The 16,112-nt window shown below is 43.0% G+C and carries 11 protein-coding genes and 1 tRNA gene; 1 reads left to right on the top strand and 11 read right to left on the bottom strand.

Annotated features, from left to right (window positions below; all coding sequences use genetic code 11):
- Positions 1-16 precede the first annotated feature (16 nt).
- From MUP17_01755 to MUP17_01705, 11 genes are all read right to left on the bottom strand, one after another.
- On the bottom strand, positions 17-1,459 hold the full coding sequence (locus MUP17_01755; GenBank protein ID MCJ7457699.1) for a TldD/PmbA family protein: 1,443 nt from the start codon (positions 1,457-1,459) through the stop codon (positions 17-19).
- 177 nt (positions 1,460-1,636) lie between these two features.
- Positions 1,637-2,575: a PfkB family carbohydrate kinase gene (locus MUP17_01750; GenBank protein ID MCJ7457698.1), complete on the bottom strand. Its 939-nt coding sequence runs from the start codon at positions 2,573-2,575 to the stop codon at positions 1,637-1,639.
- Between the two features lie 158 nt (positions 2,576-2,733).
- On the bottom strand, positions 2,734-3,768 hold the full coding sequence (waaF, locus tag MUP17_01745; protein MCJ7457697.1) for a lipopolysaccharide heptosyltransferase II: 1,035 nt from the start codon (positions 3,766-3,768) through the stop codon (positions 2,734-2,736).
- Between the two features lie 28 nt (positions 3,769-3,796).
- The gene (locus MUP17_01740) at positions 3,797-5,293 is read right to left on the bottom strand and encodes a TolC family protein (GenBank protein MCJ7457696.1); all 1,497 of its coding nucleotides are present in this window, start codon (positions 5,291-5,293) and stop codon (positions 3,797-3,799) included.
- Positions 5,294-5,394: 101 nt separating this feature from the next.
- Positions 5,395-6,714, bottom strand: coding sequence for an ABC transporter permease (locus MUP17_01735; protein ID MCJ7457695.1), 1,320 nt, complete (start codon positions 6,712-6,714; stop codon positions 5,395-5,397).
- Between the two features lie 18 nt (positions 6,715-6,732).
- Complete coding sequence (locus MUP17_01730) at positions 6,733-8,133, bottom strand: HlyD family efflux transporter periplasmic adaptor subunit (GenBank protein ID MCJ7457694.1); 1,401 nt, start codon at positions 8,131-8,133, stop codon at positions 6,733-6,735.
- Between the two features lie 90 nt (positions 8,134-8,223).
- A complete protein-coding gene (locus MUP17_01725) occupies positions 8,224-9,108 on the bottom strand; it encodes a lysophospholipid acyltransferase family protein (GenBank protein MCJ7457693.1) in 885 nt (294 codons plus the stop codon).
- Entirely contained in the window at positions 9,083-10,006 is a 924-nt protein-coding gene (locus MUP17_01720; GenBank protein MCJ7457692.1) for a peptidase MA family metallohydrolase, read from the bottom strand. The genes MUP17_01725 and MUP17_01720 overlap by 26 nt, the downstream gene beginning before the upstream one ends.
- Positions 10,003-12,420: an AsmA family protein gene (locus MUP17_01715; GenBank protein MCJ7457691.1), complete on the bottom strand. Its 2,418-nt coding sequence runs from the start codon at positions 12,418-12,420 to the stop codon at positions 10,003-10,005. The genes MUP17_01720 and MUP17_01715 overlap by 4 nt, the downstream gene beginning before the upstream one ends.
- A 298-nt stretch (positions 12,421-12,718) precedes the next feature.
- A complete protein-coding gene (locus MUP17_01710) occupies positions 12,719-14,890 on the bottom strand; it encodes a T9SS type A sorting domain-containing protein (GenBank protein ID MCJ7457690.1) in 2,172 nt (723 codons plus the stop codon).
- A 197-nt stretch (positions 14,891-15,087) separates the two neighbouring features.
- A tRNA-Ser gene (locus MUP17_01705) sits at positions 15,088-15,175 on the bottom strand.
- A 324-nt stretch (positions 15,176-15,499) separates the two neighbouring features.
- Between MUP17_01705 and MUP17_01700 the strand changes: the two genes are divergently transcribed.
- Positions 15,500-16,112: toll/interleukin-1 receptor domain-containing protein (locus tag MUP17_01700; GenBank protein ID MCJ7457689.1), on the top strand; the 613-nt coding region annotated here is incomplete at its 3' end.

Here is a 16,112-nt window from a genome sequence, read left to right as displayed (position 1 = left end):
ATTTTTTCTTTTCCGATCATCTGCTCACTCCCACTTTGACATTTCTAAACCTGGCCGGAGCCGCTCCATGAGCCACGTGCATGGTCTGCATCGGCTCGCCTTTTCCGCAGTTAGGCAGTCCCCAGACATGCCAGTGATTCCGGTTGCACACTGCATCGCAGCTGTTCCAGAACTCCGGGGTAATTCCGGTATAGACCGCGTTCTTGTACATCCTTCCCTTTTTCCCGTCTTTAATCTCCCAGGCCGCTTCTACCCCGAACTGGAAATTCAGTCTTTTATCATCAATGGACCAGCTTTTGTTCATATCTAAAAGAAAACCGTCTTTTGTATCGGCAATGAGTTTATCCAGTTCCCATTCTCCTGGCTCCAGGTTGATGTTGGTCATTCTAATCAAGGGGATACGGTTCCAGCCCTCTGCCCGCATTGTTCCGTTGCTTTTTTGATTGAGCACCCGGGCAGTCTCCCTGGAGGTGAGGTAACCCACGAAAACGCCGTTTTTAACCAGTTCGACCCTCTGGGCTTTTACCCCCTCGTCATCGTATCCGAAACTGCCTAACCCTCCTTCAAGGGTGGCATCCGCTGTTATACTTACCTTGTCTGAACCGTATTTTAACTTGTTCAACTTGTCCAAAGTCATAAAACTGCTGCCCGCTAAACTTACCTCTGTTCCTAAAACCCGGTCTAACTCGGTCGGATGCCCGCACGACTCGTGCACCTGCAGAGCCATCTGGGAGCCGGTGATTATCAAAGTGGTATCCTTATCCGGACAGGCAGGTGCAGAGAGAAGCTCAATTGCCTCTTCTCTAATCCGATCTGCGTTTTCCACCAATTTCAATCCCTGAATGAATTCATACCCCCGGGTAGCATAATCTCCACGATGAGAGTTGGGATATGACCTTCTCTGAACCTCGTTTCCGTTTACTGCTGTGGCTAAAATTCCTGCTCCGCTTTCCAGTATCGATTGGCGGACAAAAGCTCCTTCGGTGGAGGCGAACAGCTTTTCGGTTTTATAAAAGTCCATACTGCCTTCTGCTACCTTGATCTTGTCATTTTTTCGCAAAATCTCTGTAGTTTTAAGTAGAAGCTCAATTTTTTCCTCTAAGGGAACCCTGAATGGGTCGATCTCATATTTTGAAGTGTACTGGTCTTCAAAAACTTCAGTGGGGCTTAATCTGGCTAATTCTTTTTTGATTATGGAGCTGGCTTTAGCTATCTCTAAAGCTTTGTTGGCCACCCTTTTCATCTCAGCTGGCGAAAGCACGGAGCTGGAAGCAAACCCCCAGGCTCCGTTGGCGATTATGCGAATTCCAAAACCTTGATCCGTATCGCAGGAAATCCCCTCTATGTTTCCGTTTTTTACCTCGATGTTTTCAGTAACCCTGTGAATTTGTCTGATATCCGCATACTCCACCTTTTTTCTTTTCAGAAACTCCAGAGTCTCCTTTATTGCCTCTTTCAAACTTCCTCCTTTTCCAGAGCTTGAACTAAATCTAAAAAATCGCTTTAATCTATAAGTCCTGCATCAGGTTGTCAAGTTAAATCAAACTTTTTTCCATGTTTTCAGATTGATTTTGTCTAAATTAATTTTGGTCGGAGTATAAAGCTTCAGCTTTGCGTTCGAGCAACTGGAGAAAAATCAATTCGATAAACCTGAAGGTTTATAATCCAGTGTTTTTTCTAGAAACCTCTCTATCCCTGAAAATCTGCTTTTCATGCCTGCAAGAAAATTACCATATTCACAGGAAAGTTCAGGGTCATTGGTTTTGAGATAGGCCAAAAGAAATCCTGAGGAGAAAACGTCTCCACACCCGGTGGGGTCAACAGAATCTCTTACCAGCGAAGCCGATGATAGGTAAGAGACGATTTTCTTTTCTATTTTGTAGTAGAGCAAAGCACCTTTTTTTCCGCAGGTAACCAGTAAGATCTGAGGACCAAGATTTAAAATTGTCTGTGCAAACCCTTTTAAATGATTTTCTGATTTAAGATAGCCTCCCGATATTATTTGCATCTCTTTAAAGTTCATCTGAACTATATCTGCTATTTTCAGATATTCTCTCCATAAATCCGGGACTTTAAAAAATCTTTGACCACTTTTCTTAATCCCCAATATCAAAGAATGCACGTCCATAAAAATTCGAGAATCAGACTTCTTCTTTATCTTCCTCAAAGTATCCAGATCTATGTCGAAACCGGAGATAAAATTAATCAAGAGGTAATCGCTATCAAGATATGGTTTGACCTGATGAAACTCAATTTTCGGGACCAAATTTTTTAAGATTTCCTTTTTGTGCCATCTCCGGTCATAGAAAAGATGGACATGGTTATTCTTTTCTTTGACCATCGATATTCCGTTCAAGTCGATATTGCCAAACCGTTTCAGATAAGAGAGGACCTTCTTATATATATCTGAGCCCAGACTGCAGACAGGTGAAATGATCATATCCTGAGGAGCTAATAATGCAAAGGGAAGAATATTATAAAGAATACCCCCAAAGCTTTTTTTCACTTTCCCATCCGGAAAAGTGATGGTGTCTTTGGTAATTGTCCCGATAACTGTCAGCCTGACTGGTCTCATTGTGAACTGAAAATCGAAGCTGGAGTGTAAAACTTTAGTTTTACACTTTATATATTTATTAGTCGGTAGCCGCAGACTTTAGTCTGCGTTAAAATATTTCAAATACGGATACGCAAGCTGAAGCTTGCGGCTACCTTTTTTTATATCAATCGGCAAACCTAAAGGTTCGCACTCCAAATTTTCACCACTCCCTCAAAGACCTCTTCCTCTGTGATTTCTTTCATACATCTGAAGTGCTTTTCCGGACACTTTTTTCTTCCGTGAATGCCGCAGGGCCTGCAATAAATCTCTTTCTGAATGACCAGGTCATTTTTGCCAGTTGGTGCAAAACCGAATTCCGGAATGGTGGAGCCGAAGATGGCAACCACTGGAACCCTCATCGCCACCGCCATGTGCATAGGCGCGGTGTCATTGGATAAGATTACCCTGCATCTGGATATCAAAGAAGCCGACTGCAGTGGTGAGGTTTTGCCAGCGGCTATCAAAGGTTTACTTTTCATATTACTGGCAATTTCCAGACAGGGTTTTTCATCCTCTTTTCCTCCGATGAAGATGACCTTCGCACCAAGTTTTTCAGTTAAGGCTTCTGCAACCTCGCCGAATCTTTCAGGCAGCCATCTTTTGGTATTCCAGACCGAGCCAGGAGCTATACCTACTATTTTATCTTCTCTCTTGACATCCCAGTTCTTAAAAAGCTCCTCTACATATTTAAAATCATCCTCAGATGGAAAAAGCTCAGGTAAACAATCGTTTTCTGGGGGTATATCTGTTTCCAAAAGAGAAAGATTCCTTTTAGCCTCAGACTGGTTTTGAATATATTTAATCTTTTTAGTAAAAAGAAAAGCCCCGGAGCTTTTATCGAAACCTACCCTCTGTGGAATTCTCGCAAGATAAGCCAAAAGTGCACTGCGAAAAGAACGGTGAGGAATAACAGCCAGATCGAAACTGGAGGTTCTGATCTTCATAGCCAGAGCAAGGAAACTGAAAATTCCCTTCTCCTTTTCTTTCTTGTCATAGACGATTACCCCATCCAGAAATGGATTATTTTTTAAAAGCTCCCCAGTCTGCGGAATGAGCAGGAAAAAGATTTTCGAGTGCGGGTATTTTTTTCTTACCGCTTTTATTAAAGGAGTGGTTAGAACCACATCCCCTAAGAAAGCGGTCTGGATGATAAGTATTTTGTCTGGAATCATATTATGGTAAAGGAGGGAACTTATTTATTTACTCGATCTCCGGTAAAACTCCCCAGATCTTCTTCAGCTCAATTCTTTGCAGATAGAACTCTTTCAGGTTTTCTAAATAGCTTTTCTCGGTCTCCAGATAGCTTACCTCTGCATCCAGGAGCTCCTTTTCAGAGATCAAGCCCATTTTGTATTTATCCTGAGAATTTTCCAGTTTCTTAGAGGCAAGACCTTTCTCTTTTAGAAGAAGGCTGTCTTTCTGGTCAAGGTTATTCAGCTTATTGATGACAGTTTCCAGATTCAGCCGCACAGTCTTTCTGGTCAGCTCTAATTTATTTTGAGCCTCCTCCAGGGAAAGCTGAAGGCTTCTTAGAGAGGCATCTCTTGCCCCGCCATCCCAGATAGGGATAGACAAACTAATGTTTACTCCCCAGCGATTCCTTCTCAGATCATCCCAGCTCGAACTTATCTGATCCCCCCTCCCCCATAGTCCATAAGTGGCTTCAAAATTGCCGATGATACCCCCGGCTGCCTGCTGCTGGTGTAAAGCTATCTCTTTTGACTTCACCTCCAATTCAGCTTTCAACGAACCGGCTGAGTTATCCACGCTCTTCTGGAGAAGGCTGCTATCTTCAGAGGAAAGAGTTACATTATCAAACTTATCCAGCAGCTCAATCTTTACATCGGTTTTAAGATTTGTCTTCTGCAGAAAGCTATTCTCCAGTTCCTTTATCTTCCCGTTTTGGTCAATCAGATTTATTTTATTATTCAGAAACTCCTTTTCCGCGTTATAAACTTCTTCGTCGCTTTTGATTCCCTCTGCCTGCATTTTCTTGACGTTTTCCAGGGCAATCTGAGAAGCTTCTAACTTCTTTTCTGCTATCATAACCTCCCTCTGGGTAATCAACAGGTCAAAATAAGCAGAGGTAAGCTCCGAGATTAAGCCGTTGACTTTTTCCGCATAATCTTTCTGAGCCAATTGATATTCGACCTTTGATTTGTCTAACTCCAGCCGGTTAGGTGAGGACCAGAACATAATCGGCTGGGTAAACCTGAAGCCTACGTTCGTCAAAACCTCCTGAGTCTTCCTCTCCGGAATAGTATCCCCATTCTCAAAAAAAGTCTGGTAACGCTGATCATAAGAGTTCACGAACCCGTCAACCTGTAAATTTCCTCCGGTAAAAAAATCCTGAGACAGGCTAAGCGCATTGTAATAGCTCAGGGTCTTATCCTTAGTAAAAATTCTATTTCCAAAACCCCCAGTATAGAAAAGATTTTCATTCACGTCATAATTTGGCAGGTTGGAATTCAGGCTCAGTTTCGGCAAATAAAAGGAAAGTTTTTTAGCTGAATAATTCGCCTTGGAAGCCTCTAAGTTTTTTTGAGAAATCTGAAATTCCTTCCCCTGTTTTAAAGCCATCTTTATACAGTCATCCAGAGACAAAACTACTATGCTCTCTTGAGAGAAAGAAAGTGCATACAGGGTTATGATAAGCATCGACATAACCATTACCAATATGAGATTTCTGATTGACATAAGGTTCTTCCTCTATGATGGTTACAATAATTACTTAAAGTATAACTCTATGTAATATTTTTCTTTAGCTACCAGCTACAGGCTACCTGCTCCTGGCTTTTTTATTCATACCTTAGCGCCTCGATCGGGTCAAGCTCTGCTGCTCTTTTAGCCGGGTAGATTCCGAAGCCGAGACCGACTCCAAATGCAACTCCAACTGAGAGGATAACTGAGCCTAAAGAGATTATTGTCCTCCAATGAGCATAATAGTTTATTCCCTTGGCTAAACCTGTTCCCAGAGCCAGTCCAATCACGCAGCCGACTAAGCTTATCAAACCTGCCTCGGCTAAGAATTGCCTCAGTATGTAGACTCTCTTCGCTCCCACAGTTCTTCTTATCCCTATTTCCCTGGTCCTTTCAAGAACTGTTGCCAGCATAATGTTCATAATCCCTATCCCGCCAACTAATAAAGATATCCCTGCGATACAACCCATCACGATGTTGAAAATCCTCTGGGTTTTCTGGCTCTGCCTTAAAAGTGCCTCTGGAACGACCACCTCGAAGTCTTCGACCTGGTTGTGTCTCCTTTTTAATATATCCTTGATCAGGCTTGCGGTCTCCTCCACCTGTTTCGAATCCTTTACCTGAACTGTTATCTCATCCAGAGGACTGGCTGCACCGGTCTGAAACGTCCGGATGGAAAACCCTCCAAAAGACATAAAACTGCCAGAAGGCCCTCGTGGGATTTTTTTGACCGCGGTCTGAAGCGGAATATAAATCTCCTCATTTAAGTTTCTGACCTCCAGACCTTCAAGTTTCGATTTTCCAAAAGGTTTCTCCTGCATTACCCCGATCACCGTGAACCAGAGGTCGTCCAATTTTATCTGTTCACCCAGAGGATTGGAAAAAGCAAAAAGGTCTTTCTTTATCTTTGAGCCTAAAACGCAAACCTGCCGGCATTCCTGGTCATCCCCCTCAGTGAAAAATCTTCCTTTGTCGACTTGATAATCCAGGAGCCGGAGATATTCCGGAGTAAGGGAAATCACTTTTCCCTTGCTTTCTGAATCTTTGTACCTGATCCGGTTTACAAATTCTTCACGGCGAGGAACCACAGCTTTGACCAGTGAGCTGAGCACCTCAAAATTTGAAGCATCTCCTAAGCTCAACCCCTCTGAAACCCCGAATTTCTGCTCGCCGGTCTTGCTTTCAGGAGGGGCCTTGGCTTTGATTATGATATTGTTTGTCCCCATCAATTTTATCTGTTCCAGGGCATCCCTTTTTGCTCCCTCACCTATGGAAAGCATGGCAATCACTGCAGCTACACCAAAAATTATCCCCAGGGTGGTTAAAAAAAATCTCAACTTGTGCCTAAGAAGCGAATCTAAAGACACTTTTAATATCTCTTTATAATCAACTCTTAACTGTAGCTCTTCTTTTCCCATCTATTTGGATGAACCTGCCTATTTGCCTTCGGTTTTAAGTTCGACCTTGGTGCTGTCAGACGAACTTGATTTTGTTCCTTCTTTTCTGGGTCTTTGCACTCGTATTCTCTTACCCTTCTCGGGCACCATTTCTCCTTTTGTGCCTTCCTGAGTCTTGACTTCCTTCAGCTCCTGAGAACCTTCAGGAGTATCCGGAATTCCTTTCTCTACTTTGATTTCTTTTATCTTGACTTTTTCGCCTTCTGTTTTTTGAGTCGGGTCCTGCAGGCAGACCAGCTCGTCTCCTTTCAAACCTTCTTTTATGATTATGCTGGTATCGTTTCTTTTCCCCACTCTGACTTCCTTTTTCTGGGGTCTTCCCCCACCCATTACATAAGCCACGGTCTTTCCATCCTTCTCAAAGACCGATTCAATCGGCAGCCATACGGAATTCGGGATTTCTTCGACGATTATCTCTCCCTTTGCAGACATTCCCGGTTTCAACCTGGGGTCTGCCGCATCCAAGGTCACCTCAACTTCAAACACGTTTATATCTGATTGGTAGTCTTTTTTCTTGGCTATAGTGCCGACACGAGTTACCTTCCCCCTGAAAACAGTGTCCGGGAAAGCATCCAGGGTTACATAGGTAACCTGGTCGTTTCTTACCTTATCACCATCCACTTCGCTTACTTGGGTTTTTAAAAGCATGGTTGAAAGGTCAGGCAGTTCCATCAAATCCTGTCCGGGCCAGGGAGTATCCCCTACCTGCGGCTTTCCCATGGTCCCTCCACCCTTCCAGATATCAAGATATACCAGAAGTCCCGGGTTTTCAGCTCTGACTATGGTAGAAGCCAATTCCTTCTCTGCACTTTCTTTATCTCTTCTGACACTTTCCAATTTCAATTTCAAAGTCCTCAGATCTGCTTCGACATCCTTTTTCTTAACAGCCAACTTCATTTTTACCAATTCTAATTCCCGAACGGCTTCTTTCCTCACTGCCTCAGATTCGTACTGCTTTTCTTTGGCATTCCTTTCAGCCTTCTCCAACTGCAGTTCCAAGTCTTTTACGTCTAAATCGTAATTCCCTTCAGCCTTGAGATAATTGGCATTTGCCTCTTCCAAGCTTAATTCAGCTTTGGAGAGCCAGTCTTTCTGTTCAGTCTGGTCGAAGATTATGAGAGGGTCGCCCTGGTTAACCATACTTCCCTCATCTGCCATCCAAGTTATCAAAAGCCTTCTGCTTGCCCTGGGAGCAACGACCTTCTGGGACTTCTTTGCCTCGATCTTCCCGCTTTCAGTCAATTTGATGACAAAATTACCTCTCTGGACCTGAATAGTAGGAACGTTTGTGTAATTGAAGAAAAGAGCTTTTATGAGAATTACTCCCGCGACTATGACGACTAAAACTACTGCCGACCTGATAAGAAGTTTTTTTGACATAAGCCTCCAGCAACCCTGCTAATTTTACAAAAATCTAATTTGATTTTTTTGTAGGGGCGACCCGTCGGGTCGCCCCTACCCCATCGGGTATCACCCCACTGTGCTTTTCCATCTGCGATGTGGCCAGAACCAGTGATCCGGATATTTTCTTACATAATCCTCTAGTAGAGAGGTGTAAGCCTGAGTCAGTTTCCTGATATCCTCCTCTTTATTACTACTCTCCTGAATATAAATTGGTTCCTCTAAAATTACCCTTTGTTTTCCGTTGTTCTTTCTGATTATAAATGCCATAATTATCGGAGCACCGGTTTTCAATGCAAAGGCAGCCGGACCTTTAGGAGTTGAGGCCGGATAACCAAAAAAGTCCACGACCGCCCCGTCTCTTCCTGCGTCCTGGTCCGAGAGCATTGCCACAAACCTGTTATTTCTTAATGCTTTTATCACTCCTCTGGTTGCTACTCCCATCTTGATAATTCCTATTCTCATCAGTTGACGGTATTTGTTCATCAGATTGTCGACCAGTAAATTGTGTTGTTCTCCGACTAAGAAATCTATGGGATAACCTTTTTGCCTTGTGGCAGCACCCATCAACTCCCAGCTTCCAAAATGCCCTGCTATCAAGACTGCACCCTTTCTATCTTTCAAAGCTTTATCAAAATTCTCCAGCCCTTCAAATTCTACTAGCTTATCCAATCTGTTCTTCAGAACCGGAAACATCGCATATTCTACAAATCCCCTGCCGATATTCCGGTAAGCTTCCCTGGCGATTTTTCTGAATTCCTTTTCAGTATAGGTCTTGCCAAAAGCTCTTTTCAGATTATCTATTGTGACTTTTCTTCTTATCCTGAGCAGGCTGAAAGCCAAATCTCCTAAAAAAGAGCCGATGAAAACAGCAGCATTATAAGGAAGGATCTGGACTAAAATCCCTACTCCTCTGGTAAAAAGATATTCAATCTGGTGCTTGATCTTCCTCATGGTAGTCATACTTTCCTATCTTATCCTCATATTCCCATTTTTTGAGGGTCTTGCGATTATAATATCTTTTCATAAAATAAAGAAACACCAGCAAAAAGGCAAGCACCAGCCAGAATAAAATGTTGTCCCCGAAGAAGGCTAACCAGTTATATTTCTTCTTAAGGTAGTCTACAAAGCCAGCCTGAAAACCGATGTAGCTTTCGCCCGTGGCTTTGAGGAAGGCTAAATCCAGGCTCTGACCTGAGGAAAGGTAGTTGAGTAGCTTGAAAAAACTTTCCTTTCCGTATTCATCCAAAAAATAAGATAAGGCCAGATAGCTTTCAGTATAAGCTAACTGGGCCTTGCTGTCACTGAAGCTGTTCAAGTCTTCGATCCGGGATAGAGGGATGATCGAGTTGGTGAGAACTGCACGGACCACCAGAATATCCTGGCCAATCTGCCATTCCCTGGACTCCAGCATGGCAAACCCTTCATCTATCCAGCGAGGAGGAACTGAATTACCGACCCTCTTATCTAAAAAAATGTGAGCCAGCTCATGTTCCAAAACCTCTGAAAAAGGGCGATTATACCTGAACTTGGCAGGAGATTTTAGAACGATGAGATTATGCTCGGGAACAGCCGCTCCTATTCCCCAATCTGGAAAATCCGAGCCTAATTTGGATTTGAAGTCATTTTCACTCTCAGCCACGTAAATGGTAACCGGATGAGTCAATGAATCTTCTATGAAACCGGAGATCTGGGTATAGGCCTTTTTAGCTGTGACTTCTATTTCCTGCTTTAATTTGGGGTCTTGAACGTAGATGTCAAACTGAGGGAGAGCATAGGCGAATCCCGGAATAAGAAAAATGCAGAAAAATATCCACAGCCATTTTATAGCCCAGCTTGAATTCACTTTCATTTTTTGAACAGGCCCTTCAGCAAATCACCGGCTTTTTTCTTCAAATCCTCAGTCGCCTTATCCTTCTGCTTCTGGATTTCCTGCTGGAATTTTTTCTCTGCTCTGGCAGTGCTTATGGTAAACTTGGGACTTTTGGCATTTCCCTCTAGCTTGAAATCCAGCACCATCCTTCCCTTGTCGTCCTGAAAGAACTTTGTCAGATCTCCCAAATCTATACGGCTGGAAAGCTCTGGTGAAAGAACCACATTCACCGAATAATCTAAACTCCCGTCCAGGCCAACTGAGCCGGTAGCTTTCCAGTCCCCGCTTTGAGAGAGGGCTTCAAAATCCTCGAAATAAACTCTCCCGTTATTGACCTTAAAGGAATTTGTCAGGGTTCTTATCTTCTCTTCCTTGAACTCATTCATCTTAAGATAGGAGGAGATTTGATTTAAAAGTTCCCAGTTGACCAGCTTGCCGTCAGTAACCGTCCCGGTGCCAGAGGCAATCAGTGATTTGGTTATCTGTTCCGTACTTTGACCTTTTCCTGAAAAATCCGCAGTCAGATTCAGGCTCCCGAAAAGATGGTCTTTGAAAAGGGCAAATCTGGACAAAAAGTTGTTAGCTTCGATCTTGCTGGCGCTGACCTTTATGTCGAATTTGGGGTCATTCATATCAGTCAGATCATAAGTGGCATTTCCGCCTACCAGACCATTATAGACGTTTGCCACCACGTTCTGGACTTTCACGACTCTGTTCTTAATCTCTAAATTCGCCACCAGGTTTTCAAGCTCGACCTGTCTGAAGATTAATTTCTTAACTTCTACCTGTCCTGAAGCATCTATGTCCGGAAAAGGAGGTGCGGTTTTCACCGGCTGTTTCTCCTTTGGTTTGACCTTCTGCTCAACCGGCATTATCTCATCCAGGTCAATAAATGGCGAGCTCAACTTGAAGCTCAGGAAGGGTTTCTTCTGTATTCCCTTTCCTGGAATTAACGACTGAACCACATTCTCAACTTTTCCATTAAGACTCAAAGATGATTTCCCCAGACTCAGGCTCAGATTCTCGATGTTCAAAACCCCTTTGGAAAGCGACATATCACTGTTGAGATTTTTCACCGGGACCGTGAGATTAGGAGAGGATATACCGATGTTCCTTAAATTGAAATTCCCGGAGAGGTCAAGTTGTTCCGGTTTCTTGAGCTTGCCAAAAGCTTTAGCATCGATGTCGACAGAACCTGAGAGGTTTGTGCCTTCTGGCAGTTTTTGCACTTCTTTGACGATCGCCAGATCGAATTTAGTTTTGAGCTCAGAAGTCAGGTTCGGGTCAGAGTAATTATCAATCACTGCCTTGAGTTCTAATGGAGTATCCCCTAATTTCGCATCTTGAGTAATAACGCTCAGCCCCTGGTTATCGAAATCTATCTGGCCAGATGGCAAAAGAAATGGCTGTGGTACTCTGGCAAAATCTACTCTCACGTCTTTGAGAGCCACCTGACCTTTAAAGTTCGGCAAAGTTTTACCTTTAAGCTCACCTTTTAGCGAAGCAGTCATCCGCATTTTACCTGAGCCTTTTAACTGGGACAAAGGTGAGTTTTTGTCCGCTGGGACAGATGACAATAAGTCCTGAATAGATATATCTTTTGAGTTCAGAGCCAAATCAGCCTGCGGCGTCGTTTTCAGGTCTTTTATGACGCCTTTTATCTCCAATGATATTTTGGCCAGATCGATTTTGACCTGTTCGACATTCAGGGAGTCACCGGGCAAGTTAAAGCTCACTTTGTGCTGGAGCAGGAAAGAAAGTTCCGGGAGTTTGCTTTTGAACCCTGGTAGTTTTAGTTCAATTTTCTGGATGGAAAGTTTTCCTTCAGACCTTCCGTTCTCATACTTTTGATCCATCACCAGTTTCCCTTTTTGCTCTATACCTCCTAAGAAGATTCTGCTCCCGTTGGACAGGTCGTTATAAGTAAAACTCCCGTTTTTTATCTGCACGTTCTCAAAAAGGATTAAAGGCAGCGGACCACCACCGCTTTTCATCAAATCTGCAATACTCAGAACCCCGTCCCTGTTTTTCTCGATGAAAATCTCCGGCTGATCCAGGATTATCTTTCTTACCTCAATCCTTTTCTTCAATAAGGGCCAGAATTTTACCCGGACAGAGAAGTTTTTGATCTTGAAAAGGTCCTTCTGCTCGTATCCCGGCAGGTTTGAAATCTCCAGCCCTTTAATATCCACTCCCAAACCCTTGAAGATCGAAGGAGAGATATCCTCGATTTCTACGTTCCGGTTCAGAGCCTTCTCCACCTGTGGCTGAACCATAGCTAAAAGCTTCTCTTTGGTGAAAATAAGTTTGACCGCCACGGAGACGATTATCAAAAGTGCAATGATAATCCCCGTGATCCAGATAAGAATTTTCCATCCTTTTTTAATTTTCATTTTGTGCCTCTTTTTTTATTCTTCACGTCATTGCGAGGAGGTCATTTGACCAACGAAGCAATCTCCTTAGAATAAAAGGATTGCTTCGCTCATTACATTCGCTCGCAATGACGACATAAGTTTGTAGGGCAACTCATCAGGGTTGCCTTTTTTCTTTTTCGTAGCGCGACCCTTTTAGGGTCGCATTGCGAGGCTGAAAGTCTCAAGACCTTGACGGCCTCGCGCTACGACCTTACTTCGTCGGGTCAGGGGGCCCGACTGATACAGAATGGGCAGGCACAGGGGCCTGCCCCCACAATTATCTCAATAAACTCATCTTTCTCGTTTCTTTATAATTCCCAGTTCTGAGCTGATAAAAATAAATCCCGGAAGAAACTTCATCCCCCTTCTGATCTTTTCCATCCCAGATCACCTGATAATTTCCAGGTGATTTTTCTTCGTCCACTAATGTCTTCACCAACTGCCCGAGGACATTATAGATTTTAAGGGTGGTGCGGGTGGGGCTACCAGCTCCGGGCTTCCTGCTACCGGCTTTGAAGGGAATGGTGGTAAGGGGGTTAAAGGGATTTGGATAGTTCTGTCCAAGCTTGAAAGTAACCGGAATTTGTTCAGGTGCATTCTGAACTGAGGTGGTGGTATCAACATTCAGAACAACCGGCAAAGATAAAGGGTTCAAACTATGGTTTTTGTCCTGTGAAAAAACTTTTAGTTTTCCCTTGAACAAACCCTGCGATAAGAAATAGCTGTCAAAAGCAAGCTTAATGGTTTGATTTTCTCCGGGGTTGATTTTACCCTTCATTGGTGAAACCTGCAGATAGGGAGGGTTTATCCTGATTCTCAAGCTGTCCCGTAAATAGTCCTGATTGTAAGATATAAGAAGGGCAGAGGTTCCATCTTCATTCTGAATCCCAACTGTAGCTGTGTCGTTGGACTGGCTTAATTTTTCATATTGAAAATCGATTGAACCTTGTTTCGTCAGTATGACCTGAAAAGTAAACAAGGTTCCATTCTTGAAATACTTAATATCAATGAATGAGACAATTAAGGAATCAGAAGATCGATAAAGGTAGATCTTGCTATCCTGATTTAAAGTCAAATTACTCCAGAGCGGGGCGATTAAGCTGAAATATCCCTGTGCACAGGGTAAGGGTTGGTTGACAAACCTTAATTCCCAGGGATAAAAACTCAAGACGCCATTGGTCGAAATCCACAGGGAATCATAAAGGTTTCCATAAAAAGGGAAAAGAAAATTCAGGGGGATTGGTCCGTAGACTTTGTTCTTGTCCGCTACAGAATTTATCAACACGCCTCTCTGACTTATGTCCATCCAATCATAACTTAAACTTTTTCTGGTAAGATTATCGCTCCAATAATAGCCGTAAGAATCTGTCCCTTTTGTGGAATCATCTAAAGAAAGCTCAAATTCAATATTATAATCCAGAGGGAGTCCACCTGGGTTGGAAAGTTGAAGATACTCTACTTTCTTCTGGCCTGAGGGTAATAAAACTTCTAAAGAATCTAAATCGGACTGCAGAAAAGCTCCGAGTCTGGGAGTAGCCTGAACCTCATTCGAGGTATCAGATTCCTGACCGGAATAAAGGGCGGTCAGTTTATAATAGTAACTTTTGCCGTTAGTTACCTGGTCATCCAGGCAATAGAAACTGTCAGCCGGAAAGGTTCTCAGCAGAGAAGCTGGGGATAGAGGAAAGTCAGAAGTATCTCCTCTATACAGCTTGTATCCACCCGGAGATAAAGAGGTTTGCATTCCGTTGGACAAAAGGAGACATCTTATCATCAGGTTATAACTCCACTTATTCCACTGCCAGTATCCGTCTTTTTTCCAGCCCCAGAAAGAGTTTTTATTATTCGTGGAATCATCTGCACCTATTAGAGGTGATGTAGGCGTTTCCTTTAGCCAGTGGAAAACGACCCAGAAGGTATCCTCCGTGATTAAAAGATTATGCTCGATTTCCACCCATTCGCCTTCGGGCACTCCGTTGCCAGAAGCTTTCGCATATACTGGTTCAGAAAAGGGAAATCCTGGTTTTCCGTGGTCATTTTTGTTTATGGTTATGAAAAATTGAGCAGCTGAGTCATACAATGCATCTCCAGGCCTGCCTTGATAGCTGATGAAAACTTTTGATTTGAGCAGGACAAAAGGAGTTGAAGGAGAGAAAAATTTCTCCGCGGCACAGTTCTCATACCACTGGTCGAAAACATTAAACTGAAGCTCTTTAGTCCCGTCATCGAAGATTTTCTCCTCTGGATTTATCCCCGGTTTGAACCAGTAAAGAGGGATTTTTCCATCCATGTCTGGAATCGCGGTAAAAAAGGACGGTGCTGAATCCGGTTGTGGCGAAAAAGGGAAAACTTCGACCGGCAGAAGAATGATCAATAGAAAAAGAATAGATAAAGTTACAATTCTTTGATCTTCAAAAAGGTTAGATAAGGGGAAGGTTGTTTTCGTCATGCCGGATTATATGAACAGAATTTTCCACTATATAAATCAGGCTTGACTTAAAGTCAAGGTTTTTTTAAAAAAGTTTTAGAATAAATTTTCCTGACCTGCATTAGAATCATGTCAAGGCATAATCCTAAACCAAGTTAAAATTATTTGTCAATAACTTTTTGAAAAATAAGGGGATAATTTGTTAGAAAATAATTAAACGGAGAGACTGGGATTCGAACCCAGGAGTCCATTTCTGGACTACACGCTCTCCAGGCGTGCTCCTTAGACCAACTCGGACATCTCTCCGGAGTACAGTTTGTTCGTTTGGAGTTTGGCGTTTGTTCGAAAAACCAAATAAACCAAACTTTTACTTATTATACTGATTTTGATTGAGTAAGGCAATAATTTTTTGAGTCTTTGGATTTAAAAGGACAGAAGTAGGAGTTTTTTCTTGATTTCCACAAATAAATAGCTTAATTTGAACGGAGAAAAGGGAGACGGATAATACGTGGTCAGCCTAGATAGTCAACAATCACCTGTTGAACCTCGGGGGTAAAGAGTTCAAGGTCCAGATGAAATATTGTAGCAAAGGGAATACGTAGCATTATAAATAGTTAAAAAGGGCGTTTTATGACTGGAAATAATATCTTTATTTCCCACAGCGGCAAAGATGATGAATTCGTGAGAGCACTTCGTAATAGCTTGGAAATCCAGCAATTGAAAACCTGGGTAGATTCTCGGGAGTTAAAAGCTGGCGATGAATTAGAGCCCGAAGTAAAGCAAGCCATTGAACAAGCCCGTGCATTTATCGTTGTGCTCAGCCTTAATGCTTTAAATTCCCCATGGGTTTTGAAGGAAACAAAATATGCGTTAAAAGTAAGGAAAAAACGTGAAGATTCTTACCCAGTGATTCCCCTGCTGATGAAGGGGGTTGAGTATGCTGCCTTAAATTTGTATTTCGAAAAAGAGCCAGTTGCGATAAAAATTCAAATTGGACCAGGCGGTATCAGTGAAGCTATGCCACAGATTTTGGCTGCATTAGGCGAACGCTCTCCGGACGATCTTCAGCCTATGCTCAGGCCCTTGGCTGAACCTCAGGAAGAACTTTTGCTGGAGCTAACTGATCCGCGCCTTTTTGAAAAGGATGGGGTGCGCAGAGCCCAGGCAGAAGCAAGATTAACCTACATCCCGAGTGGGACGGGAAAACGAAAGGTTACAAGCGAAGGAAGATTCGTCTTTACAT

This window comes from Candidatus Zixiibacteriota bacterium, assembly GCA_022865345.1.
Taxonomy (GTDB): Bacteria; Zixibacteria; MSB-5A5; order MSB-5A5; family RBG-16-43-9; genus RBG-16-43-9.
The sequence above is the reverse complement of the archived record's forward strand: the minus strand, read 5'-3'. Positions and strand labels throughout refer to the sequence as shown.

What these genes read in the sequence shown, in the direction of transcription:
- MUP17_01730 (MCJ7457694.1), bottom strand. Translation starts at nt 8,133, where the DNA reads ATGTCAAAAAAACTTCTTATCAGGTCGGCAGTAGTTTTAGTCGTCATA.
- MUP17_01740 (MCJ7457696.1), bottom strand. Translation starts at nt 5,293, where the DNA reads ATGTCAATCAGAAATCTCATATTGGTAATGGTTATGTCGATGCTTATC.
- MUP17_01710 (MCJ7457690.1), bottom strand. Translation starts at nt 14,890, where the DNA reads ATGACGAAAACAACCTTCCCCTTATCTAACCTTTTTGAAGATCAAAGA.
- MUP17_01750 (MCJ7457698.1), bottom strand. Translation starts at nt 2,575, where the DNA reads ATGAGACCAGTCAGGCTGACAGTTATCGGGACAATTACCAAAGACACC.
- MUP17_01725 (MCJ7457693.1), bottom strand. Translation starts at nt 9,108, where the DNA reads ATGAGGAAGATCAAGCACCAGATTGAATATCTTTTTACCAGAGGAGTA.
- MUP17_01735 (MCJ7457695.1), bottom strand. Translation starts at nt 6,714, where the DNA reads ATGGGAAAAGAAGAGCTACAGTTAAGAGTTGATTATAAAGAGATATTA.
- waaF (MCJ7457697.1), bottom strand. Translation starts at nt 3,768, where the DNA reads ATGATTCCAGACAAAATACTTATCATCCAGACCGCTTTCTTAGGGGAT.
- MUP17_01715 (MCJ7457691.1), bottom strand. Translation starts at nt 12,420, where the DNA reads ATGAAAATTAAAAAAGGATGGAAAATTCTTATCTGGATCACGGGGATT.
- MUP17_01720 (MCJ7457692.1), bottom strand. Translation starts at nt 10,006, where the DNA reads ATGAAAGTGAATTCAAGCTGGGCTATAAAATGGCTGTGGATATTTTTC.